Genomic DNA, 22,138 nt, shown 5'->3' on the forward strand with positions numbered 1-22,138 from the left:
CAGATTTGAGGGGGTGAACCTTGGAAAAGGGGCAACTGAACGGTAGCAGCCGGCACGGCCCATCAGCTTTTATCGGGCGGCTCCAGCAGCAGGGCGCGCAAGCTCATGTCGATGAACGCTTCCATATACGCCACCGGATCGACATTCTTGACCTCGCACGGCAGGAAGGAATGCGTCCACATCATGAGCATGGTGACGGGCGCGCTGAGGATGGCCGTGACCAGTACGGCATCGACAGGGCGAAATTCACCACGCTGCATGCCCCGTTCGATCAAACTGGTAATGAGCGCATTGCCGCGCGTTACCACTTCATCATTGTAAAACTGCGCCAGTTCCGGGAAATTGTTGGCTTCTGCCAACATCAGCTTGGTCAGGCCGGCCAGTTTGGTGGCGCCAAACTCATGCCACCACTGCATCATCACGCTGCGCAGCAGGTCGGCGCTGCTACCGTCGGACGCGGCCATGGTGTTTTCCGCCTCGCCGATGGAGTGCACGATATTGTCGCGCACCACGGCCTTGAACAGCTCTTGTTTATTCTCAAAGTACAGGTACAGCGTTCCCTTCGACACGCCCGCCCGCTTGGCCACGTCTTCCAGGCGCGTCGACGCGAAACCCCGTTCGACGAACAGGTCGAGGGCGGCGGCGAGCAATTCCTGTGGGCGGGCATCCTTGCGCCGCTCCCAGCGGGGCTTGGTATCAATCGGGGCTTGCATGTATCAATCCGGGTAACTTACTTTTGAGTCATTAATAGTAGACTTGTCTACAGGTCAGGTCAAGCGCCGGGCGTTGGCCCGGCGCGTCATTGTAGCGCGCCGCTGCGGCAAGAAGTACCCCGGCAGGGAATGATCGGCCGCCAGGCGGGAGCTTCCCGGCCGGGGCAGCCCGCTCCACCGGATGGCTGGCGTGCAGTTCAAGCCGCGTTTTGCGCAGTTCATCGCATTTTTGCTGTAGCGGCTAGTCCGCTTTGCTATCTTGCTATCGACAGCACGGCAGCCGCGGCGCGGCAGCCGGCTTTTTTCTTGCCTTGACCTAAAACAATCATAAAGGAAACACCATGCGTACTTTGCTGGCCCTGTGCTGTGCCGTTGCCCTTGGCGGCTGCGCCATCGTCATCAACCCCAACGATGGCGACATACGCTATGGGGAGTCGAACAGCAATGTCACCCAGGGCAATCAGCAAGTGAGCCGCGACGTGCGCCAGGTCAGCAGCCTCACCGCGCTCGACATCGACAACATGAAACGCATCGATATCAAGATCGACGTGCGCGTCGGCCCGGCGCCATCACTGGTGATCGAAGCGGACGGCAACCTGCAGCCGCTGATCCATAGTGAAGTCAGCGGCGATACCCTGCGCATCTGGAGCGATAGCAGTATTCGCAGCAGCAACGGCATCCACGTCATCTATACGACGCCGCAATTGACCAAGCTCACGATCTCCGGCGCCGGCCGCCTGGTGGTGAGTGGCTTGAATGGCGACGACTTCAGCCTGCAGCAGCGTGGTTCGATGAAGAGCGAACTGTCGGGCAAGGTGGCGCGCCTCGACGTGGCCAACAATGGCTCGGGCAGGATCAACGCGGCGGCCCTGGCCAGCGGCAACACGGACGCGGTGCAAAACGGCTCGGGCAGCATCCAGCTGGGCAGCGTGCGCGGCGAACGCGTCAATGTCGCCGTCAATGGCTCCGGCAATGTCAGCGCCAGCGGCGCCGTGCAGCGCCTCGATGCCAACGTGAATGGCTCGGGCGATATCAACCTGGCCGCCCTGAGCAGCGACATCGCTTATCTGGCGGGCAACGGTTCCGGCGACATCGACGTCAGCGTTTTAAGCGAAGTCAATGCCCGTGCCAGCGGCTCGGGCCGCATCACCGTGCACGGCGACCCGGCACGCCGCACCTTGTCGGGCAAGCGCGTCAGCATCGTGCGCTAAACGCCTCCCCGGCACGCCCCGGGAGCCGGCTTGCTATACTGTCGGCTCCTCACCCGCGCGCCTGAAATCCCATGTCACCATCCGCCCCTCTGGCATGCCGCCCATCGTGCGGCGCCTGCTGCACCGCCCCTTCCATCACCAGCCCGATTCCCGGCATGCCGGATGGAAAACCCGCCGGCGTGCGCTGCATCCAGCTGGCCGACGACAACCGCTGCAAGATCTTCGGCCGCCCCGAGCGGCCCGCCTTTTGCGGCGGCTTGCAGCCGTCCCGGGACATGTGCGGCGACAACCGCGAACATGCGGTGCGCTGGCTGGACGAGCTGGAACGGGCAACGGCACCGCACAATTGATACCAGCGCTGGCCACCAGCCCTGAGGTGCTCAGTCACGCTGGCCTGCATACGCGGCCACAATGAATGGCTTTGCCGCATCCAATTCCGCGAGCGTGCTGATGCTCACTTGCAGGTTGCCCGTGCCCCAATGCCCGATGCCGGTCACGTCGCGCGCGTTGGGCAAGACGTGCAATGCGGGGGCCGGGTCGATATGCAGATAGAGCACGAGGCAATGCTTCTTATGTATCACGACCGTCGCAAAGTTCTTCAGCCGTTTGAACGCCACGTACAAGCGCAGCTCTTTACGTTCAACATCATCCCCCAGCGACATCGTGTAATCCTCTAGTGATGCCAGCAACTGTCGCAGGGGGGCCGACAAGGCTGCCAGTACATCCACAAAGGCTTTGTCCGGCCCTGTCGGCTTGTTCGTGCCCACGCCCACGACTCCGGCGGCGCTTGTTTCCAGCCTGGCCGGTACCGATGCCTGCCGCCGGGCGGCGCCTTTGCGGATGGACGGATCCATCCCGGCGCTTGCGGACTCGAGCAGCAGCAGGTCCTCTGCAAATCGGCGGTAGCGGATCAGCTCGATCGTCCGGCCTATCTGCTGGACGGCATGGCTATCGAACTTGGTAAAGTCTGCGGCAATGCAAATGACCCGGGGCGCACTCCAATCGATGGCCTCCGACGCCAGCTTGCCCAGCTTGTCGAGGACCAGAAGTTGAAAGTCGGCCTGATGGTCCATCAACCAATCGAGGTAATACAAGCCCTGATTGATGACATTTTCACCAAGCGACCGCTTGTACTCAAGAATGACGGGGCAATTGTTCTCATCCAATCCCAGGGAATCAATGCGGCCAGCATGCGTCTTGCCGGTCGAATATTCGCTCGCCAGGAAACGGATGCGCAGCAATGTGTCGAGGTTTGCTTCGATCAAGGTCTGCAAGGGCTTTTCCAAGTCCGATGCGCTACCTTGCAATTCCCGGGCCTGGCCATTGGCTAACTTGAAAAGTTTAATGTCGCTCATCCTTCTGTTTTCCTTATTCCTCGCAAGCACACACCAGGGGGTATCCAGCTATCGGCGATGAGCATAAACGTAAATTTATCTTTTTTGCAAACTCATTTGACAGCGCGATGCGCGCGCCTGCCGCCCACGGACCCGGGCGTCACATCAGGAAAACATTGACGACGTTTGCACGTTTGCGTATATTTATGCACATTCATGCACGTTTTAAAATCAACTTATGTCCGCCACCCTGCTTCTCAAACAACGACATGCGCTGATCCAGCAACAATTGCACGCCGATGGCAGAGTGCTGGCGCTGGACCTGGCGCGCCAGCTCGATGTCTCCGAAGATACGATACGGCGCGACCTGCGCGAGATGGCGGCGGCGGGCCTGTGCCAGCGCGTGTATGGCGGCGCCCTGCCGCTGGCGCCCGCCGCCGGCACCAGCCTGAGCCAGCGCAAGCAGGAGGCGCCGGAACGCAAGGCGCGCCTGGCGCAGGCCGCCGTGTCGCTCGTGCGCGCGGGCCAGGTGCTATTTCTCGACGCCGCCTCGACCAATCTGGCCATCGCCAGCGCGCTGCCTGAGTTGGCGCTCACTGTCGTCACCAACGCCCCGTCGATCGCCATGTTGCTGATGGAGCGCCCGGAGATCGAACTGATCATGGCCGGGGGCCGGGTCGACCGCCGCGCCGGCGCCAGCCTGGGGCCGCAGGCCTTGCGCACGGTCGAGCGCATGCATCCGGACCTGTGCTTCCTGGGCGCTTGCGGCGCCGATGCGCAGGCGGGCGTGACGGCATTCAACTACGACGAGGCCGAATTCAAGCGCAGCATCGCCGGCGCCAGCAAGGCCGTGGTGGTGGCCGTCACCAGCGACAAGCTGGGCACGGCCGCCCCGTTCGGCGTATTGGCCACGGGCCTGCTGCAGCACCTGGTACTGGAAGCGGACGCCGATGCGGCGCACGCGGACGCCTTTGAACGGCAAGGCGTGCAAGTGCTGCGCGCCCGCGCCTGATTTTTATTGACACCTGACCCTGGAAAATTTCCCATGCACCTTACCGGCACCCTGCAACAACGCGCCACGCGCCTGGTCTTCTTCGCGGCCGGCCTCGGCATGGCCGCCTGGGCCCCGCTGGTCCCTTACGCCAAGTCGCGCCTGGGCCTCGATGAAGCCACGCTGGGCATCCTGCTGCTGTGCCTGGGCGCCGGTTCGCTGTGCGCGATGCCGTTCACGGGCATGCTCGCGGCGCGTTTCGGCTGCCGCAAGGTCATCATCAGCGCCGGCCTGCTCTTGACCGCCATCCTGCCCGGCCTGGCGCTGGCGGCCACGCCTGTGCAGCTGGGCCTGGTACTGCTGGTGTTCGGCGCGGCCATGGGCACCTTTGACGTCGCCATCAATATCCAGGCCGTGATCATCGAAAAGGCCAATGGCGGCGCCATGATGTCGGGCTTTCACGCCCTGTTCAGCGTGGGCGGCTTCGCCGGCGCGGCCTGCATGGCCCTGCTGCTGTGGCTGGGCCTGTCGCCAGCGCTGTCGTGCGTCGTGGTGATGCTGCTGCTGTGCGGCGTGCTGGGCGCGGCGCAAGGCCATCTGCTGCCAACGGCGTCCAGTTCGGGCGAAAAGACGCCGCTGTTCGTCATGCCACACGGCGCCGTGATCCTCATCGGCCTGCTGTGCTTTATCGTCTTCCTGGCCGAAGGCGCCATCCTCGACTGGAGCGCCCTGTTCCTCACCACCACGCGCGGCCTCGATGAGACCAAGGGCGGCCTCGGCTACGCCGCCTTCGCCATCGCCATGACCCTGGGCCGCTTCACGGGAGACAAGGTGGTCAGCCGCTTTGGCGGCAAGCGGGTGCTCACTTTTGGCGGCCTGTGCGCGGCCAGCGGCTTCTTCCTCGCCGTGCTGGCGCCGCAGGCGGGCCTGGCCATGCTGGGCTTCGTGCTGATCGGCCTGGGCGCGGCGAATATCGTGCCCATCCTGTTTACGGCGGCGGGCAACCAGAACGCCATGCCGGCCAGCCTGGCGGTCGCGGCCATCACCACCATCGGCTACGCGGGCATCCTGGCCGGCCCCGCCGTCATCGGTTTCGTGGCGCACGCCACCAGCCTGAATATCGCCTTCGCCATGCTCGGTTGCGCCCTGCTGCTGGTGGCGGCCAGCGCGCGCCTGGCCGCGCCGGCCAAGCAAGCCTCCTGAACCTTCCCCCTGCCTGGCGGGCGGCGCCAAAAAAGCGCCGCCCGCCAGCGTCCAAATGCCTGCCGCGGGCCTCTCTCGTGGTAAGCTTCGACCCCGCGCACATTGCTGGCGCCGCGCGGTCACCCCATCCTGTCACTTACACCCTTTTATACATCTATGGATCTCATTCTTGCGTTAAAAGCCATCATCATGGGGCTGGTCGAAGGTTTTACCGAATTTTTGCCCATTTCTTCCACGGGTCACCTGATCCTGGCGGGCAGCCTGCTCGACTTCACGCAGGATGTCTCGAAAGACGTGATGGATGTGTTCGAGATCGCCATCCAGGCCGGCGCCATCCTGGCCGTGTGCTGGGAATACCGCCAGCGCATCGGCAACGTGCTCTCCACCTTCGGCAGCGAAGTCAAATCGCGCAAGTTCGTGCTGAACGTGGCCATCGCCTTCATTCCGCTGGCCGTCATCGGCCTGGCCATCGGCAAGATGATCAAGCATGCGCTGTTCAAGCCAGTACCGGTCGCCATGGCCTTCATCATCGGCGGCATCATCATCCTGCTGGTGGAGCGCCGCGCGCGCATCAACCCCGTCACCGTGCGCGTCAACTCGGTCGATGAAATGACGCCGCTCGACGCCTTGAAAGTGGGCTGCGCCCAGGCGTTCGCACTGATTCCCGGCACCAGCCGTTCCGGTTCGACCATCATCGGCGGCATGCTGCTGGGCCTGTCGCGCAAGACGGCCACCGAATTCTCGTTCTTCCTGGCCATTCCGACCCTGCTGGCCGCCACCTTCTATTCGCTGTATAAAGCGCGCGATATCCTGTCGGCCTCCGACGTGCCCCTGTTTGGCCTGGGCACCGTGGCAGCCTTCATCTCGGCCTTCCTGTGCGTGCGCTGGCTGCTGCGTTATATCAGCTCGCACGACTTCACGTTTTTTGCCTGGTACCGCATCGTGTTTGGCTTGCTGGTCCTGGCCAGCGCGCACTTCGGCTGGGTTGTTTGGGCAGAATAAGGCACTATGAATCAAGATCTCAACCAGCGCGCGCTGCACCTGCTGCAGACCGTTTTCGGCTACCCGGCCTTCCGTGGCCAGCAAGCCGACATCGTCGACCACGTCAGCCACGGCGGCGACGCGCTGGTGCTGATGCCCACCGGCGGCGGCAAGTCGCTGTGCTACCAGATTCCCGCGCTGCTGCGCGACGGCGTCGGCGTCGTCATCTCGCCGCTGATCGCGCTGATGCAGGACCAGGTCGATGCTTTGGCCGAAGTGGGCGTGCGCGCCGCCTTCCTCAATTCCACGCAGACCTACGAAGAGGCCAGCCGCATCGAGCGCCTGGTGCGCACGGGCGGCATCGACGTCGTCTACGTGGCGCCCGAGCGCCTGATGACGCAGCGCTGCCTGGACCTGTTCCAGTCTTCGAAGATCGCCCTGTTCGCCATCGACGAAGCGCATTGCGTGGCCCAGTGGGGCCATGACTTCCGCCCCGAATACATCAAGCTGTCGGTGCTGCACGAGCAGTTCCCGGACGTGCCGCGCATCGCGCTGACAGCCACCGCCGACCCGCAAACGCGCGCCGAAATCGCCCTGCGCCTGCAGCTCGATGACGCGCGCCAGTTCGTCTCGTCCTTCGACCGGCCGAACATCCGCTACCAGATCGTGGAAAAGGCGAATGGCCGCAAGCAGCTGCTCGACTTCATCAACACGGAACACGCGGGCGACTGCGGCATCGTGTACTGCCTGTCGCGTAAAAAAGTCGAGGAGACAGCGGAATTCCTGAACCAGAGCGGCATCCGCGCCCTGCCCTATCACGCCGGCATGGAGTACGCCAAGCGCAGCGCCAACCAGGCGCGCTTCCTGCGCGAGGAAAACATCGTCATGGTCGCCACCATCGCCTTCGGCATGGGCATCGACAAGCCCGACGTGCGCTTCGTCGCGCATCTGGATCTGCCGAAAAGCATCGAGGGCTATTACCAGGAAACGGGACGCGCGGGCCGCGACGGCATGGCCGCCAACGCCTGGATGGCCTACGGCTTGCAGGACGTGGTGCTGCAGCGGCGCATGATCGACGAATCCGAGGCGGACGACACTTTCAAGCGCGTGCTGGGCGTCAAGCTCGACGCCATGCTGGGCCTGTGCGAAACGCTCAGCTGCCGCCGCATGCGCTTGCTCGAATACTTCGGCGAACCGGCTTCGCCGTGCGGCAATTGCGACACCTGCCTGGTGCCGCCCGTGTCCTTCGACGGCACCGTGCCCGTACAAAAACTGCTGTCGGCCATCTACCGCGTCGACCAGCGCTTCGCCGGCGGCCACGTGATCGACGTGCTGCGCGGCGTGGAATCGGAACGCATCAAGACCTGGCACCACGATTCGCTGTCCGTCTTCGGCATCGGCTCGGACCTGGGCGAGGCGGAATGGAAAGCGATTCTGCGCCAGGCCATCGCGCTGGGCCTGGTGTCGGTCGACCATGAACAATACAGCTCGCTGAAACTGACGGATGCCTCGCGCCCCGTACTCAAGGGCGGCCAGAAGGTGCAGCTGCGCCAGTACCAGAAACCGGTGAAAACCAGCAAGCGCAGCACCAGCGTGGCGAAGGGCTATGTCGAGACGGACCTGTCCACCAGTGAACAGGCAATCTTCGACAAGCTGCGCTGGTGGCGCGTGGAAACGGCGCGCACCCATAACGTGCCCGCCTACGTGATTTTCGTCGACGCCACGCTACGCGAAATCGCCAAGGCCAAGCCCACCTCGCTGGAGCAGATGCGCGGCGTGAGCGGCGTGGGCGAGAAAAAGCTGGCGTCGTACGGCGACGAAATCGTCGCCATGATCCTGGAGATGATTTGATGGAAGCACTCTCGCCGGACCTGATCTACCAGGCCGTGAAAATCCTCGGCGCCCAAGCCGACGCCGAAGACGCGGTGGAAGCGCAGGTGCGCGCCCTGGTGCGGGACGAGCTCACCGTGCGCCGCCTGGCCGACGTGATTCCGGAAGCCTTCGGCCTGGTGCTGGCGTCGCACCTGCCCGACGCCGATACCATGACCCTGCCCGACACCTTCTGCGCGCAGGACGAGGATGAAGAATGGGTGGAATTCCCCATGCGCCGCGAACCGATTTTCGTCGTCGCCGTGGACATCACCCAGCATACCTTCCACAACGGTCCGCGCGCGCTGCTGCAAAACCTGGCCGGCCGCAGCTCCCTGCTGTCGGCCATCAACAAGGGCCTGAACGCGGGTGGCTCGCTCGAAGGCACGACCCTGGGCCCGCCCTCCTTCTTCGGCCTGCCGGCATCGCTGTACCAGCCGGCGGCATCGAGCGGCACCTGACCACCTGTTTTGCCTTTGTCCTTGATAAGAGAACGCTGCCGCGATGGAAACCAAATGGCTGGAAGACTTCATTTCGCTCGCTGAAACGCATAACTTCAGCCGTTCCGCGGCCTTGCGCCACGTCACCCAGCCGGCCTTTTCGCGGCGCATCCAGTCGCTGGAAAACTGGCTCGGCATCGACCTGGTCGACCGCACCTCGTATCCCACGCGGCTGACGCCGGCCGGCGCCGTGTTCTACGAGCAGGCGCTGGAAATGCTGGGGCAGATCAACGGCGTGCGCGCCCTGTTGCGCGGCAAGCGCGCCGCCACGCAAACCAGCGTCGACTTCGCCGTGCCGCACACCCTGTCGCTGACCTTCATGCCGAAATGGCTGACGGCGCTGGAAGAAGGCTTCGCGCCCATCAACAGCCGTTTGATGGCCCTGAATGTGCACGATGCCGTGCTGCAGCTGGTCGACGGCGGCTGCGACCTGCTGCTGTGCTACCACCATCCGCGCCAGCCGGTGCAGCTGGACCCGGGCCGCTACGACATGCTGGTGATGGGCCGCGAAACCGTGCGCGCCTACGCCCGCTGCGGCCAGGACAAGGTGCCCGACTTCGTCCTGCCCGGCAGCGCCAAGGATCCCCTGCCCTTCCTCTCCTACACCAGCAACGCCTACCTGGGACGCATGGTGGAACTGCTGGTGGCCGACGCCAAGGTGCCGCTGTTCCTCGACACCTGCTATGAAACGGACATGGCCGAAGGCTTGAAAATGATGGCGCTGGAGGGACGCGGCATCGCCTTCCTGCCTGAATCGGCCGTCATGCGCGACGTCAAATACAAGCACCTGGCGCGCGCCGATGGCGGTGCGCCCGGCTGGGAAATCGAACTGGAAATCCGTCTGTACCGCGAACGCCCGTCCAGCCTGCGTCCGGGCAAGCAGATCGTCGAAAGCCTGTGGCAATACCTGGTGCAGTCGCAGGATGGCAAGGCGCGCGGCGGTAAGCGCCGCAAACGCGCCACCGAGACCGCGCCATCCTGACTGGCCATCCTGGCAATACAACTATGCAATAAATGCATAAGCGGATGCGCACAAAGCATTGGCCGGGGCATGAGGCTATCGCCTACGATGCGGTTCCGCTGCGCGCAGCCTCAAGGTGCGCCTACCACAGCATTTTTGAACGCCAGAAAAAATCATCGCGATGCTCTGCGGATTTTTCGGCGTTACACCATCGTTTTGTCCAGGAGCTTATCAAGCATGACCAGCAAGCACGCACTTCCTTCCTACCTGAATCCTGAAGATCTTGGCCCATGGGGCGTCTACCTCGAGCAGATCGACCGTGTTACGCCGTACCTGGGCAACCTGTCGCGCTGGGTGGAAACGCTGAAGCGTCCAAAGCGCATCCTGACGGTCGACGTGCCTATCGAGCGCGATGACGGCACCATTGCCCACTACGAAGGCTACCGCGTGCAGCACAACCTGTCGCGCGGTCCGGGCAAGGGCGGCGTGCGCTTCCACCAGGACGTGACCCTGTCCGAAGTGATGGCGCTGTCGGCCTGGATGACGGTCAAGAATGCCGCCGTCAACGTGCCATACGGCGGCGCCAAGGGCGGTATCCGTGTCGATCCGAAGACCCTGTCGCGCAATGAACTGCAACGCCTGACCCGCCGCTACACGAGCGAGATCAGCATGATCATCGGACCAAACAAGGATATCCCGGCGCCGGACGTCAACACGAATGAGCAAGTCATGGCGTGGATGATGGACAGCTACGCCATGATCGGCGGCAATATGTCGACCGGCGTGGTGACGGGCAAGCCTATCTCGCTGGGCGGCAGCCTGGGTCGCCGCGATGCGACGGGCCGCGGCGTGTTCGTCGTCGGTTGCGATGCGGCCGCCAAGGTCGGCATGTCGCTCGAAGGCGCGAAAGTCATCGTGCAAGGTTTCGGCAACGTGGGCGGCGTCGCTGCCCGCATGTTCGCGGAAGCCGGCTCGAAAGTGGTGGCGGTACAGGACCACAAGACCACCGTCGTGCATGCCGGCGGCTTGAACATCCCGCAACTGCTGGCACACGTGGCCGAAGTGGGCAGCGTCGAAGGCTTCCCGGGCGCCGAGGCATTCGTGCCGCGCGAAGATTTCTGGGGCATCGATTGCGACATCCTGATCCCGGCCGCGCTGGAACAGCAGATCACGGCCGAACGCGCGCAAGTCATCCGCGCCAAGATCATCCTGGAAGGCGCCAACGGCCCGACCCTGCCGGCAGCGGACGACATCCTGACGGACCGCGGCGTGCTGATCGTGCCGGACGTGCTGGCCAACGCCGGCGGCGTGACCGTCAGCTACTTCGAGTGGGCGCAGAACTTCTCGAGCTTCTTCTGGACCGAAGAAGAAATCAACAGCCGCCTGACCCGCATCATGCGCGAAGCGTTCGACGCGGTATGGCAAGTGTCGCAAGAGAAGAAAGTGTCGATGCGTACCGCCACCTTCATCCTGGCATGCACGCGCGTGCTGCAGGCTCGCGAAGTGCGCGGCCTGTATCCATAATGGCTGCCTGAGAAAATGCCTGGGGCGTTGTTGCCTGCCCCTCGCCGTACTGGCGTACTGTCTTCGGGGCGGCGCCTAGCCCCCGACATTTTTCAGGCGCCATTGCTACTTTTGACGCCATTGGTTTAATGGCGCTCTAAAAAAATCCCGCCACACTGACGTGTGAGCGGGATTTTTTGTATCTGGCGGACTTTTTTACGCCGCGTAGCCTTGCGGATTCTGGTGCTGCCAGCGCCAGTGGTCGCGGCACATGTCGTCGATGTTTTTCTGTGCTTGCCAGCCCAGCAGTTCCTGCGCCTTGTCGGCCGAGGCGTAACAGCTGGCGATGTCGCCGGGGCGGCGCGGCACGATGTCGTAGGGCACCTGGCGGCCGCTGGCGGCCTCGAAGGCGCGCACGGTATCGAGCACGCTGTAGCCGTGGCCCGTGCCCAGGTTGACGGTAAAGCCGCCCTCGGTGGAGAACAGGCGGTTCAGCGCGGCCACATGGCCCAGCGCCAGGTCGACCACGTGGATGTAGTCGCGCACGCCCGTGCCATCTGGCGTCGGGTAGTCGTCGCCGAACACGGCCAGGCGTTCGCGCCGGCCCACGGCCACCTGCGCGATGAACGGCATCAGGTTGTTCGGGATGCCGGCCGGATCTTCGCCGATCAAGCCGCTCGCATGCGCACCGACGGGATTGAAGTAGCGCAGCACGCCGACTTGCCATTGAGCATCGGCATGCACGAGATCGGCCAGGATCTGTTCGACCATCAGCTTCGAGCGCCCATACGGGTTGGTCACGGACAGGCGCGACGTTTCCAGGATGGGCAAGGTTTCCGGATCGCCATACACGGTGGCCGAGGAACTGAACACAAAACGCTTCACGTTCGCCGCCGCCAGCACTTCCAGCAAGGCCACGGTGCCCGTGACGTTGTTATCCATGTACATCAGCGGTTGCGCCACGGATTCGCCTACCGCCTTCAAGCCCGCGAAATGAATCACCGCATCGATGGCGTGCTGGCGCAAGATGGCGGCCATGGCCGCGCGGTCGCGCACGTCGGCCTCGTAAAATGGCACGCGCTTGCCGGAAATGCGCTCCACGCGCGTCATCGCTTCGCGCGCGCTGTTGCACAGATTATCCACCGCAACCACATCGAAGCCGGCGGCCAGCAATTCGACGCAGGTGTGCGAGCCGATGAAACCGGATGCCCCGGTAACGAGTATTGTCTTGGTCATAATGTCAATCAATGCAAAAAAGATAAGACTAACGGAATTTCCCTGCCTTGACCAGCCTGCACAAGGCAGCGCGAAAAATAAAAAGCCTGCGGCGTCGCCGCGGCAGGCTGGTTCTCATGCAAACGGCGCGGCCAGGCGCGCCATCAAGCCATGCTTATTTCTTGATGAACACCAGATCCCACACGCCGTGGCCCAGCTTCAAGCCCCGGTTTTCAAACTTGGTCAGCGGGCGATAGGCCGGCTGCGGCGCATAACCGTCGGCGCTATTTTGCAACTGCGGCTCGGCGCCCAGCACCTCCAGCATTTGCACCGCGTAATCTTCCCAGTCGGTGGCGCAATGCAGATAGCCACCCGGCGCCAGGCGATCGGTCAGCTGCTTGACGAATGGCGACTGGATCAGGCGACGCTTGTTGTGGCGTGCCTTGTGCCAGGGATCGGGGAAAAACACATGGATGCCGGCCAGCGAATTGGCGGGAATCATGTGCGTCAGCACTTCGACGGCATCGTGCTGCAGCAAACGCAAATTCGTCAGCGATTCTTCGCCGATCAGCTTCAGCAGGCTGCCGACGCCCGGCGTATGCACCTCGACACCGATGAAATCCTTCTCCGGCATGGCCTTGGCGATATGCGCCGTCGTCGCGCCCATGCCAAAACCGATTTCCAGGATGACGGGCGCCTGGCGGCCGAACACCTGCGCGAAATCCATGGGCTCTTTGGCGAACGGCAACAGGAACTGCGGCCCCAGCGTCTCAAGCGCACGCGCCTGCGCCACGGAAAGCCGTCCCGCACGGGTCACGAAACTGCGGATGCGGTGTTCGGTGGGGTCGTACATCATTGGCCGCGCGGGGCCGTTTGCTGGGGTATCTGAAGACATGGGAATGAAGAAAATAGTGGCCGCGCCGCACAAAGCCAGGCGCCAGCGGAAAATGGAGCGGGTGAAGGGAATCGAACCCTCGTCGTAAGCTTGGGAAGCTTCTGCTCTACCATTGAGCTACACCCGCGAAGCCTGCATTTTACGCGGGATGGCAAGGACTTGGCAAACGTGCAAACGGCTTTCGGTCTTCTCGGGAGTTCGCACTGGGCTTTCCCAGCACCCTGCCACGGCAGAAGCCTGAAATATCGCTTTTGTTAACGCAGAACAACATCCCGAGGAGCCAAACCAAGGTGGATGGTTTAGTATGAGGCTGAAATAGCATAAATTATGGTCGCCATCGACTGTGCGGCACAGACTAGCACAAGAAATGTTGCTACAATCATGTGACAGTTTAGCATTTCCCCTGTTCAACCTTAAAGGATATCCCATGAAGAAAATTCTGATCGCTTCGGCAATCCTGTGCTTCGCTTCGGCGCAAGCGATGGCCCAATCGACTCCTGCACCAGCAGCTGCGCCAGCAACCGGCACAGCCGCTGCCGGCGCCGCCGCTGGCACCACCGTTGCCGGCCTGAGCGTCAGCACCTTGATCGCAATCGGCGCAGCAGTTGCCGTTGTGGCCGGTGCAGCAAGCTCGGATTCGACCACCGCGCACACCACCCCAACCCACCATTAATACCTGGCTGCCCAGGCAGCTTCAGGTAGGCCCAGCCTGCAGCTTGATGTCGAGCAGAAAGGTGACGGCTTGGTGCCGCAATAGTTGACATAGTCAATATATTGACTGCTGCAAAAAAAAGCCCTTTTCATTTGAAAATGGGCTTTTTTACTTTTTATCAAACATCAAAAAGATTGGCAGCAATCTTTCTGCTGTGGCCGAATGATGTAATATCGTAGGGTCATACCTGCGATCCTCATCTATTCAATTAAGAGATCCGCTTTCATGGCATTGAAATATCCAGCAACACCCCTTCAGTTACCATGAAGAATCAGCCTTTCTTCAAACGCATGGGATTTGCCCTGCAAGGCATAAGCGCTGCCTTCCGAATGGAATCGAGCTTCCGCCTGCAATGCCTGGCTGCCCTGATGGTGCTTATCGTCCTCTCCTGGTGCAAACCTGCCTTGATATGGTGGGCCTTGCTGTTGCTCAATTGCGGCATGGTTCTGGCTGCGGAATTGGTTAATACCGCGCTGGAACATCTGATCGATCACCTCCACCCATCCCTACATCCCAGCATCAAGATTGCCAAGGACTGCGCAGCAGGAGCAGTGTTGCTTCTCAGCATGACGGCTGTGGGCGTGTTTGTTGCTTTTTTGCTTGAAACGTTGTGTGCCAAGTAGAAATATCTGGGCAGCAAACTACAATACAAGGCGCGCTGGAGGGCGCACCTGTCAGAGTCTATAGAGACTATGCAAAATACAAAGATTTCTATAATTCATTAAAATATTGCCCCGACTGGCAATATTGACTTTTTCCAGCACGTACGCCGCCGCATAAGAGTGCGACAAGCCGGTAAGTTTTAATACATGACGGATTACTCTGCTCTATCCAATATTAAATTTAAATTGAAGCACAAATGACTATTTCCCTCTTACCCGTAATTCTTTGTGGTGGTTCGGGCACACGTTTATGGCCGCTATCACGCGAGGCCTTTCCCAAGCAGTTTCTGCGCTTGTCGACGCAGGGCAGCATGCTGCAACAGACGCTGCAGCGCCTGGCCGGCATCGACACTGTGTCGCCAGCACTACTGGTATGCAACGAATCCTCACGTTTTATTGTCGCCGAGCAAGTGCGTGAGATCGGCCTGGAAAATAGCCGTATGCTACTTGAACCCATGCGCCGCAATACGGCACCGGCGATCGCCTCAGCCGCCTTGCATGCGATGGAAAATGGCGAAGATCCGCTCCTGCTGGTACTGCCATCGGACCACGTCATTTTGGATACCCCGGCTTTCCATCGCGCAATCTCACTGGCGCGTACTGCTGCGGAGGCAGGTCATTTACTGACTTTCGGCATCACGCCAACGGGACCGGAAACAGGGTACGGCTATATTCGCACCGAGGGCGCTGCCTCCGAGCAGATCCAGCGCGTACTTGAATTCGTGGAAAAGCCGGCCTTGGCGCTGGCAGAACAATATATCGCCAGCGGAGAATACTTCTGGAACAGCGGCATGTTCCTGTTCCGCGCCAGCCGCTACTTGGAAGAGTTGGAACGCTTCCAACCCGCCGTCCTGGCCGCTTGCCGCGCTGCCATCAGCGCCGCGAAGAGCGACCTCGACTTTATTCGCCTGGACAAGGATGCCTACGCCGCCAGTCCCGATATCGCCGTCGACTACGCCGTCATGGAGCGAACCAGCCATGCGGCTACCATCGCCCTCGATGCGGGCTGGAATGATATCGGCTCCTGGAAAGCCGTACTCGACGTGGCGGAAAAAGATGCCAGCCAGAATAGCACCCTCGGCGACGTATTGATTCAAGATTGCAATGATTGCCTGGTGCACAGCAGTAGCCGCCTGGTCACCGCCATCGGCATGCGCAATACCGTTATCGTGGAAACCGCCGATGCCGTGCTGGTCATGGATGCGGATCAGGCACAACAAACAAAAACCATGGTCGCACAGTTGATCGCCAGGGAGCGTCCCGAAGCCACCATGCACCGCGAAGTCTTCCGTCCGTGGGGTTCTTATGATTCCATCGGCAATGGCGACCGTTTCCAGGTCAAGCGGATCACTGTCAAGCCTGGCGCCAAGCTGTCATTACAAATGCACCACCACCGCGCCGAGCACTGGATTGTGGTATCCGGCACTGCCCGGATCACCAATGGTGACAAGGAATATTTGCTGACCGAAAACCAGTCTACCTATATCCCGCTCGGCGTCGTCCATTCCCTGGCCAACCCGGGCAAGCTACCGCTGGAATTGATTGAAATTCAATCGGGCAGCTATCTTGGAGAAGACGATATCGTCCGCTTTGAAGACCGCTACGGGCGTGCTTGACCGAGCAGAGGCACAATCACTACGCATGCCACACCGCAAGAATTCACACTGAAGTTTATAAGGTTTAGCAAGTATCATGAAACCAATCGAAGGCATTTTTGTACAAGAAGTAAAATGGTATTGCAGCAGCAGGGCAGAAAAATATTTTCTCACCTTTGCCGATGCACTTGCCATGTTCATGGCATTCTGGCTCGCAGGCAAATGGACGCTCGATGCCGGCGACTTGAACAGCTTCGGGCTGGATAGCTCGCGCCTGCTCAGTTACAGCCTGCTATCCCTGGTCACCCTGGCTATCTTCAAGCTGAAGGGCCATCATGCCAAACGCCGTCCGTACTCGAATGAAATCAAAGAACTCCTGAAGGTCGCCATGGTCATGGGCCTGATTGACGCGGCCCTGGTGTTCCTCGACAAGCGCGACTCCTCGCGCGAAGCACTCCTGGTTACCTGGCTGCTGGTGCCCTGCTGTGTCTTGCTACTGCGTGGCATGGTCAAATACCTGCTGATGAAAGCTGGCGGCTGGATACGCCCCATGGTCATCATCGGCTGGGGTGACAATGCCCTGCAGACAGCGCGCGCCTTCGATGAGGAAGCGTTGATGGGCTATCGCCTGATTGCGTTCCTGATCCCCGAAGGTCAAGGCCGCCTCGAACATCATTATGTGAACCGCAACAAGCAAGCTGTGCCCTGTATTCAGTTGGGCGAGAACCCGGAACAAACGCTCAAGCTGCTGGGCAATCCGCATACGGTTGTCGCCCTTGAGCAAGGTGGCATCGATGCCTATCAGGGCATGATCCAGCAAGTCAGCCGTTGCGTTGCAAATATGCAAGTGGTACCAGCCGTACGCGGCCTGCCCCTGTACGGTATGGAAGTGAACCATTTCTTTACACATGAAGTCTTGCTGCTGACCATGCGCAACAACCTGGCGCGGCCAGGCTTGCAACTGATTAAACGCTGCTTTGATCTGATAGCCTCGATCGGCGTGCTGATCGTCGGCGCTCCCATCTTGCTGTGGATCGCGGCCAAGGTCATGGCATCGGGCCGTCCCATCTTCTACGGTCACAGGCGCGTGGGCCAGAATGGCAAACATTTTCTCTGCTACAAGTTCCGCACCATGGCCGTGAATGCCGACGTCTTGCTGAAAGAATTGCTGGAGCGCGACCCTGAAGCCCGTGCCGAATGGGACCGTGATTTCAAACTGAAGAACGACCCGCGCATCACCTCGATCGGCCACTTCCTGCGCCGGACCAGCCTCGATGAACTGCCGCAGCTATGGAACGTGCTGAAAGGCGAAATGAGCCTGGTCGGGCCGCGCCCGGTTGTCGATGCGGAACTGGAACGTTATGGCCCCCAGGTAGACTATTACCTGGAGGCGAAACCCGGGGTCACGGGCCTATGGCAAGTCAGCGGCAGGAACGACGTCAGCTATGATACGCGCGTTTATCTGGATGCCTGGTATGTCAAGAACTGGTCTTTATTCAATGATATTGTCATACTACTGAAAACGGTTAAAGTCATTTTCAAGAAAGATGGCGCGTATTAAGTACATGATCAAATAGATTTCAATAATTTCATTTCAGAAATTTTTTCTCCCATCGCTCTCAAAACAATCGGAAAAGCGAAGCATCGTGAAGATGTTCAAGTAAAAAAGGATAACAGCATGATTTTAGTGACTGGCGGCGCCGGCTTCATCGGTTCCAATTTTGTACGCGATTGGCTGGCGCTCAACGATGAGCCCGTAATCAATTTTGACAAACTGACCTATGCTGGCAATCTCAGCAATCTGACCAACCTGGAGCAAGACCCGCGGCATATCTTCGTACGCGGCGACATTTGCGATACCGCCCACATCGCCCGCCTGCTTGCAGAACACCAGCCGCGCGCCATCGTGCATTTTGCGGCGGAAAGCCATGTCGATCGTTCGATCCATAGCCCCGGCGAATTCATTGCGACCAACGTCAACGGCACCTTCAGCTTGCTGGAAGCCGCGCGCGCCTATTGGTCCGGACTAGACGGTGATGACAAGAGTGGCTTCCGCTTCTTGCACGTCTCCACCGACGAAGTCTATGGCACTTTGGGACCGAATGACCCGCCATTCACTGAAACGACGCCGTATGCGCCAAACAGCCCGTACTCCGCATCGAAAGCGGCATCTGACCACTTGGTGCGTGCCTACTTCCATACCTATGGCATGCCGGTGCTCACCACCAACTGCTCGAACAACTATGGCTCCTTCCATTTCCCGGAAAAACTGATTCCGCTCATCATCAGCAATGCCCGCGCGGGCAAAGCCTTGCCCATCTATGGCGATGGCATGCAGGTGCGCGACTGGCTGTACGTGGGCGACCATTGCTCGGCGATTCGCCGCGTCCTGGAAGCGGGACGCCTGGGCGAAGTCTACAATGTAGGCGGCTGGAATGAAATGGCCAACCTGGAAGTCGTGCACACCTTGTGCGACATCCTCGACACGCTCGATCCCAAGGCATCGGGCAGCTATCGCGAACAAATCACCTATGTGCAGGATCGCCCAGGCCACGACCGCCGCTATGCCATCGATGCGCGCAAGATCGAGCGCGAACTGGGCTGGAAGCCGGCCGAAACCTTCGCCACTGGCATCCGCAAGACCGTCCAGTGGTACCTGGACAACCAGGCCTGGGTACGCGATGTCCAGTCGGGCGACTACCTGAAGTGGGTAGAGAAAAACTACGCGGCACGCGATACGGCCCAGGAGCAGCAATAATGACAACAACCATCGAACGCAAGGGCATCATCCTGGCTGGCGGTTCCGGCACGCGCCTGTATCCCGTCACCATGGCCGTATCGAAGCAACTGCTCCCCGTATATGACAAGCCGATGATCTACTATCCGCTGACCACCCTGATGCTGGCCGGCATACGCGATATCCTGATCATTTCCACACCTCAAGATACACCGCGCTTCCAGGAGTTGCTGGGCGACGGCAGCCAGTGGGGTATCAGCCTGACCTATGCCGTGCAGCCCAGCCCGGATGGCCTGGCACAGGCCTTCATCATTGGCAAAGAGTTTGTCGGCGCCGCACCATCGGCGCTGATTCTCGGCGACAACATCTATTACGGTCATGACTTTGAATCGCAGTTACGCGAAGCCTCGGCACGCACCAGCGGCTCGACCGTGTTCGCTTACCATGTGCACGATCCGGAACGCTATGGCGTCGTGGATTTCGATGCGCAGCGTCGCGCCATCAGCATCGAGGAAAAGCCGCTCAAGCCAAAATCGAACTACGCCGTCACCGGCCTGTATTTCTACGACAGCCAGGTGTGCGATATCGCCGCCGGCATCGCCCCGTCCCCACGTGGCGAGCTGGAAATCACGGATGTCAACCGCACCTATCTGGAACGCGGGCAATTAAACGTCGAACTGATGGGCCGCGGCATGGCCTGGCTCGATACCGGAACGCATGAATCGTTACTGGAAGCGGGCCAATTCATCGCCACCATCGAGAACCGCCAAGGCCTGAAAGTGGCCTGCCCAGAAGAGATCGCCTATCGTCGCGGCTACATCGACGCAGCCAAACTCGAGGCATTGGCGCAACCCTTGAAAAAGAACGCTTACGGTCAGTATCTGCTGCGCCTGCTCGAAGAAAAAATATACTAACGCCTGAACGGCTCATCACACCATGCAAATTCAAACCACCGCCATACCTGATGTCCTGATTCTCGAGCCCACCGTATTCGGTGATGATCGTGGCTTTTTTTATGAAAGCTTTAACCAGAAACGTTTCGCCGAGCTGACCGGCGTCACCCGCGACTTCGTGCAAGACAATCACTCCAAGTCGGCCAAAGGCGTGTTGCGCGGCCTGCATTATCAGATCCAGCAGCCGCAAGGCAAGCTGGTACGTGTGACGGCCGGCGAAGTCTTCGACGTTGCCGTCGACCTGCGCAAAAGCTCGCCAACGTTCGGCCACTGGGTAGGTGTGACCTTATCAGCGGCCAACAAACGCCAGTTGTGGATACCGGAAGGCTTTGCGCACGGCTTCGTGGTCACCAGCGACAGCGCCGAGTTCCTGTACAAGACAACCGATTACTGGGCACCGGAGTTCGAACGCAGCCTCCTGTGGAACGATCCAGCCATCGGCATCGACTGGCCACTCGATGGCGAACCACTGCTGTCCGGCAAAGATAAAGTCGGTACCTTGCTGGCCAATGCCGACGTTTTTGCCTGACCCTTACCGACCAATCCGACACACTGGAACAACACTATTTCATGAGCCGTATCTTAATCACAGGAAAAACCGGCCAGGTCGGTTACGAACTAGAACGCAGCCTGCAGGGCCTGGGCGAGATCATTGCGGTGGACCGCAGCCAGATGGACCTGGCTGACCTGGACCAGGTACGCGACGTGATCCGCCGCGTCAAACCGACGCTGATCGTCAACCCGGCCGCCTACACGGTAGTCGACAAGGCTGAGAGCGAGCCCGAGCTGGCCATGCGCATCAATGGCGAAGCGCCAGGCGTGATGGCAGAAGAAGCAAAGAAGCTGGGCGCTGCGATGATCCATTACAGCACCGACTATGTTTTTGACGGTAGCAAGGATGGCGCGTATGTCGAAACCGATCCGACCTGTCCGGTGAATGTGTATGGCAGCAGCAAGCTGGCCGGTGAACAGGCGATCGCCGCCAGCGGCGTCGCACACCTGATCCTGCGCACCAGCTGGGTCTACAGCACGCATGGCAAGAATTTCCTGCTGACCATACGCCGCCTGGCGCAAGAGCGCGAAGAGCTGGGCATCGTTTCCGACCAGTTTGGCGCCCCCACATGGAGCCGTACGATTGCCGGCACCACCGCCCATATCGTGGCGCAAGCCATTGCTGCGGCAGATCCGCAGCAATGGTGGCAAGAGCGTTCGGGACTGTACCATCTGACGGCGCAAGGCCGGACCAGCTGGTTCGGCTTCACCGAAGAAATCATGGCACATCCATCGATCGCGAAAAAGCCGCGTCTGAAACCGATCCTGGCGCAAGACTATCCGGTCCCGGCCAAACGTCCGACCAATTCGGTGCTGTCCTCACAACGTTTGATCGACACGTTTTGCGGCCTGCCGCAATGGAAGGATGCGCTGGCGCTGTGCCAGGGCTAATCACCTGCCAAGCAATTTCTGCGCCCGCCGGGTGCCGCCACCGTGCGGTATCCGGCAGGGCTGCACGATAGACCGGCATGCAGCGTACAACCTTATGATTGCCCCAAAATCATCATATTTCATGACACTGGATGGGCTTGTTGCTGTATAACATTTCGCGAGCACCATAGATGCTCCACCTTGTCATCGCTCTCACCATTGCCATCCATCAGAAGAAGAATCATGAATAGCAACATGCATCGCAGTATCACATAGATTTTCTCAAAGGAATTTGAATACTTTTAGTATCCATTGGGCATACAGCTCGACGCGCAGCGTATCAGGCAATGGATTTTTTAAGGCTCTGTCCCCGTTAAGTAGGGGAAGTTCAGGAATCTTCCTGTATCCCTGCTGTCTGACTGTGCATCGCAGACAAACGGGAGCCTTTCATGCAGATAGCTCAATGGAAAACCTTCATCGCCCAGTTCGCCGTACTGAACCGTCGCCAGCGCCTGGCGGGTATCGCTCTGCTGCGAGGAAGCGCACCGCAGGGCGCTGCCGCGGCACTGATCGAAAGCGTGGCCCGGCGGCGATTGCACTGTCCTGTCTGCAATAGCAATCATGCTCACCTGCATGGCCATGCGCACGGACTGCAGCGCTACCGTTGCGTGCCGTGCGGCC

At 60.4% G+C, this 22,138-nt stretch carries 21 protein-coding genes, 1 tRNA gene and 1 pseudogene; 18 read left to right on the plus strand and 5 right to left on the minus strand.

The window, feature by feature from the left end:
• Positions 1 to 62: 62 nt before the first annotated feature.
• A complete protein-coding gene (locus BM193_RS14505) occupies positions 63 to 713 on the minus strand; it encodes a TetR/AcrR family transcriptional regulator (protein ID WP_092796857.1) in 651 nt (216 codons plus the stop codon).
• Between the two features lie 341 nt (positions 714 to 1,054).
• Between BM193_RS14505 and BM193_RS14510 the strand changes: the two genes are divergently transcribed.
• Complete coding sequence (locus tag BM193_RS14510; protein WP_092796859.1) at positions 1,055 to 1,924, plus strand: head GIN domain-containing protein; 870 nt, start codon at positions 1,055 to 1,057, stop codon at positions 1,922 to 1,924.
• 71 nt (positions 1,925 to 1,995) lie between these two features.
• Positions 1,996 to 2,274, plus strand: coding sequence for a YkgJ family cysteine cluster protein (locus BM193_RS14515; protein WP_092796861.1), 279 nt, complete (start codon positions 1,996 to 1,998; stop codon positions 2,272 to 2,274).
• Positions 2,275 to 2,304: 30 nt separating this feature from the next.
• On the opposite strand, the gene BM193_RS14520 is transcribed toward BM193_RS14515, so the two are convergent.
• Complete coding sequence (locus BM193_RS14520; protein WP_092796863.1) at positions 2,305 to 3,279, minus strand: DUF5655 domain-containing protein; 975 nt, start codon at positions 3,277 to 3,279, stop codon at positions 2,305 to 2,307.
• 217 nt (positions 3,280 to 3,496) lie between these two features.
• On the opposite strand from BM193_RS14520, the gene BM193_RS14525 reads away from it, so the two are divergent.
• The 7 genes from BM193_RS14525 to BM193_RS14555 all read left to right on the plus strand — a co-directional run bounded on the left by BM193_RS14525 (position 3,497) and on the right by BM193_RS14555 (position 11,287).
• A complete protein-coding gene (locus tag BM193_RS14525) occupies positions 3,497 to 4,270 on the plus strand; it encodes a DeoR/GlpR family DNA-binding transcription regulator (RefSeq protein ID WP_092796865.1) in 774 nt (257 codons plus the stop codon).
• Between the two features lie 33 nt (positions 4,271 to 4,303).
• Complete coding sequence (locus BM193_RS14530; protein WP_092796867.1) at positions 4,304 to 5,452, plus strand: MFS transporter; 1,149 nt, start codon at positions 4,304 to 4,306, stop codon at positions 5,450 to 5,452.
• 156 nt (positions 5,453 to 5,608) lie between these two features.
• Positions 5,609 to 6,454: an undecaprenyl-diphosphate phosphatase gene (locus tag BM193_RS14535; protein ID WP_092796869.1), complete on the plus strand. Its 846-nt coding sequence runs from the start codon at positions 5,609 to 5,611 to the stop codon at positions 6,452 to 6,454.
• A 6-nt stretch (positions 6,455 to 6,460) separates the two neighbouring features.
• Entirely contained in the window at positions 6,461 to 8,284 is a 1,824-nt protein-coding gene (gene recQ, locus BM193_RS14540; protein ID WP_092796871.1) for a DNA helicase RecQ, read from the plus strand.
• Positions 8,284 to 8,763 carry a hypothetical protein gene (locus tag BM193_RS14545; protein ID WP_092796873.1) on the plus strand — a complete coding sequence of 160 codons (480 nt, stop codon included), beginning with the start codon at positions 8,284 to 8,286 and terminating at the stop codon, positions 8,761 to 8,763. The genes recQ and BM193_RS14545 overlap by 1 nt, the downstream gene beginning before the upstream one ends.
• Before the next feature lie 43 nt (positions 8,764 to 8,806).
• Positions 8,807 to 9,784 carry a LysR family transcriptional regulator gene (locus BM193_RS14550; protein WP_092796875.1) on the plus strand — a complete coding sequence of 326 codons (978 nt, stop codon included), beginning with the start codon at positions 8,807 to 8,809 and terminating at the stop codon, positions 9,782 to 9,784.
• A 216-nt stretch (positions 9,785 to 10,000) separates the two neighbouring features.
• Positions 10,001 to 11,287: a Glu/Leu/Phe/Val family dehydrogenase gene (locus BM193_RS14555; protein WP_034785857.1), complete on the plus strand. Its 1,287-nt coding sequence runs from the start codon at positions 10,001 to 10,003 to the stop codon at positions 11,285 to 11,287.
• Between the two features lie 195 nt (positions 11,288 to 11,482).
• Here the strand turns inward: BM193_RS14555 and galE are convergent, their stop codons facing one another.
• The 3 genes from galE to BM193_RS14570 all read right to left on the minus strand — a co-directional run bounded on the left by galE (position 11,483) and on the right by BM193_RS14570 (position 13,503).
• Positions 11,483 to 12,505 carry a UDP-glucose 4-epimerase GalE gene (galE, locus tag BM193_RS14560; RefSeq protein ID WP_217638436.1) on the minus strand — a complete coding sequence of 341 codons (1,023 nt, stop codon included), beginning with the start codon at positions 12,503 to 12,505 and terminating at the stop codon, positions 11,483 to 11,485.
• Positions 12,506 to 12,656: 151 nt separating this feature from the next.
• Positions 12,657 to 13,337, minus strand: a complete 681-nt coding sequence (trmB, locus tag BM193_RS14565; protein ID WP_092796879.1) for a tRNA (guanosine(46)-N7)-methyltransferase TrmB — start codon at positions 13,335 to 13,337, stop codon at positions 12,657 to 12,659.
• Between the two features lie 92 nt (positions 13,338 to 13,429).
• Positions 13,430 to 13,503: transfer RNA gene (locus tag BM193_RS14570), tRNA-Gly, on the minus strand.
• Between the two features lie 300 nt (positions 13,504 to 13,803).
• Between BM193_RS14570 and BM193_RS28350 the strand changes: the two genes are divergently transcribed.
• The 9 genes and pseudogenes from BM193_RS28350 to BM193_RS14610 all read left to right on the plus strand — a co-directional run.
• Positions 13,804 to 14,049 carry a hypothetical protein gene (locus BM193_RS28350; RefSeq protein WP_139176053.1) on the plus strand — a complete coding sequence of 82 codons (246 nt, stop codon included), beginning with the start codon at positions 13,804 to 13,806 and terminating at the stop codon, positions 14,047 to 14,049.
• A 302-nt stretch (positions 14,050 to 14,351) separates the two neighbouring features.
• Positions 14,352 to 14,711: a diacylglycerol kinase gene (locus tag BM193_RS14575; protein ID WP_092796881.1), complete on the plus strand. Its 360-nt coding sequence runs from the start codon at positions 14,352 to 14,354 to the stop codon at positions 14,709 to 14,711.
• Positions 14,712 to 14,953: 242 nt separating this feature from the next.
• Positions 14,954 to 16,366 carry a mannose-1-phosphate guanylyltransferase/mannose-6-phosphate isomerase gene (locus BM193_RS14580; RefSeq protein ID WP_302847642.1) on the plus strand — a complete coding sequence of 471 codons (1,413 nt, stop codon included), beginning with the start codon at positions 14,954 to 14,956 and terminating at the stop codon, positions 16,364 to 16,366.
• A 76-nt stretch (positions 16,367 to 16,442) separates the two neighbouring features.
• Positions 16,443 to 17,906: an undecaprenyl-phosphate galactose phosphotransferase WbaP gene (gene wbaP, locus BM193_RS14585; RefSeq protein WP_092796885.1), complete on the plus strand. Its 1,464-nt coding sequence runs from the start codon at positions 16,443 to 16,445 to the stop codon at positions 17,904 to 17,906.
• 117 nt (positions 17,907 to 18,023) lie between these two features.
• The gene (gene rfbB, locus BM193_RS14590) at positions 18,024 to 19,103 is read left to right on the plus strand and encodes a dTDP-glucose 4,6-dehydratase (protein WP_092796887.1); all 1,080 of its coding nucleotides are present in this window, start codon (positions 18,024 to 18,026) and stop codon (positions 19,101 to 19,103) included.
• Positions 19,103 to 19,996, plus strand: coding sequence for a glucose-1-phosphate thymidylyltransferase RfbA (rfbA, locus tag BM193_RS14595; protein ID WP_092796889.1), 894 nt, complete (start codon positions 19,103 to 19,105; stop codon positions 19,994 to 19,996). The genes rfbB and rfbA overlap by 1 nt, the downstream gene beginning before the upstream one ends.
• A gap of 22 nt (positions 19,997 to 20,018) precedes the next feature.
• Positions 20,019 to 20,564 (plus strand): dTDP-4-dehydrorhamnose 3,5-epimerase, encoded by a 546-nt coding sequence (gene rfbC / locus BM193_RS14600; protein WP_077408743.1) that lies wholly within the window; start codon positions 20,019 to 20,021, stop codon positions 20,562 to 20,564.
• Positions 20,565 to 20,605: 41 nt separating this feature from the next.
• Positions 20,606 to 21,478, plus strand: coding sequence for a dTDP-4-dehydrorhamnose reductase (gene rfbD / locus BM193_RS14605; RefSeq protein ID WP_092796891.1), 873 nt, complete (start codon positions 20,606 to 20,608; stop codon positions 21,476 to 21,478).
• A gap of 428 nt (positions 21,479 to 21,906) precedes the next feature.
• Positions 21,907 to 22,138, plus strand: a pseudogene (locus tag BM193_RS14610) (IS1595 family transposase); the annotation flags it as partial.

The organism is Janthinobacterium sp. 344 (assembly GCF_900112025.1).
Classification (GTDB): domain Bacteria; phylum Pseudomonadota; class Gammaproteobacteria; order Burkholderiales; family Burkholderiaceae_D; genus Janthinobacterium.

What these genes read in the sequence shown, in the direction of transcription:
- recQ (WP_092796871.1), top strand. Translation starts at nt 6,461, where the DNA reads ATGAATCAAGATCTCAACCAGCGCGCGCTGCACCTGCTGCAGACCGTT.
- BM193_RS14545 (WP_092796873.1), top strand. Translation starts at nt 8,284, where the DNA reads ATGGAAGCACTCTCGCCGGACCTGATCTACCAGGCCGTGAAAATCCTC.
- BM193_RS14510 (WP_092796859.1), top strand. Translation starts at nt 1,055, where the DNA reads ATGCGTACTTTGCTGGCCCTGTGCTGTGCCGTTGCCCTTGGCGGCTGC.
- BM193_RS14520 (WP_092796863.1), bottom strand. Translation starts at nt 3,279, where the DNA reads ATGAGCGACATTAAACTTTTCAAGTTAGCCAATGGCCAGGCCCGGGAA.
- BM193_RS14535 (WP_092796869.1), top strand. Translation starts at nt 5,609, where the DNA reads ATGGATCTCATTCTTGCGTTAAAAGCCATCATCATGGGGCTGGTCGAA.
- BM193_RS14505 (WP_092796857.1), bottom strand. Translation starts at nt 713, where the DNA reads ATGCAAGCCCCGATTGATACCAAGCCCCGCTGGGAGCGGCGCAAGGAT.
- BM193_RS28350 (WP_139176053.1), top strand. Translation starts at nt 13,804, where the DNA reads ATGAAGAAAATTCTGATCGCTTCGGCAATCCTGTGCTTCGCTTCGGCG.
- BM193_RS14515 (WP_092796861.1), top strand. Translation starts at nt 1,996, where the DNA reads ATGTCACCATCCGCCCCTCTGGCATGCCGCCCATCGTGCGGCGCCTGC.
- BM193_RS14575 (WP_092796881.1), top strand. Translation starts at nt 14,352, where the DNA reads ATGAAGAATCAGCCTTTCTTCAAACGCATGGGATTTGCCCTGCAAGGC.
- BM193_RS14555 (WP_034785857.1), top strand. Translation starts at nt 10,001, where the DNA reads ATGACCAGCAAGCACGCACTTCCTTCCTACCTGAATCCTGAAGATCTT.
- rfbD (WP_092796891.1), top strand. Translation starts at nt 20,606, where the DNA reads ATGAGCCGTATCTTAATCACAGGAAAAACCGGCCAGGTCGGTTACGAA.
- BM193_RS14525 (WP_092796865.1), top strand. Translation starts at nt 3,497, where the DNA reads ATGTCCGCCACCCTGCTTCTCAAACAACGACATGCGCTGATCCAGCAA.
- wbaP (WP_092796885.1), top strand. Translation starts at nt 16,443, where the DNA reads ATGAAACCAATCGAAGGCATTTTTGTACAAGAAGTAAAATGGTATTGC.
- BM193_RS14530 (WP_092796867.1), top strand. Translation starts at nt 4,304, where the DNA reads ATGCACCTTACCGGCACCCTGCAACAACGCGCCACGCGCCTGGTCTTC.
- rfbC (WP_077408743.1), top strand. Translation starts at nt 20,019, where the DNA reads ATGCAAATTCAAACCACCGCCATACCTGATGTCCTGATTCTCGAGCCC.
- rfbA (WP_092796889.1), top strand. Translation starts at nt 19,103, where the DNA reads ATGACAACAACCATCGAACGCAAGGGCATCATCCTGGCTGGCGGTTCC.
- BM193_RS14550 (WP_092796875.1), top strand. Translation starts at nt 8,807, where the DNA reads ATGGAAACCAAATGGCTGGAAGACTTCATTTCGCTCGCTGAAACGCAT.
- trmB (WP_092796879.1), bottom strand. Translation starts at nt 13,337, where the DNA reads ATGATGTACGACCCCACCGAACACCGCATCCGCAGTTTCGTGACCCGT.
- rfbB (WP_092796887.1), top strand. Translation starts at nt 18,024, where the DNA reads ATGATTTTAGTGACTGGCGGCGCCGGCTTCATCGGTTCCAATTTTGTA.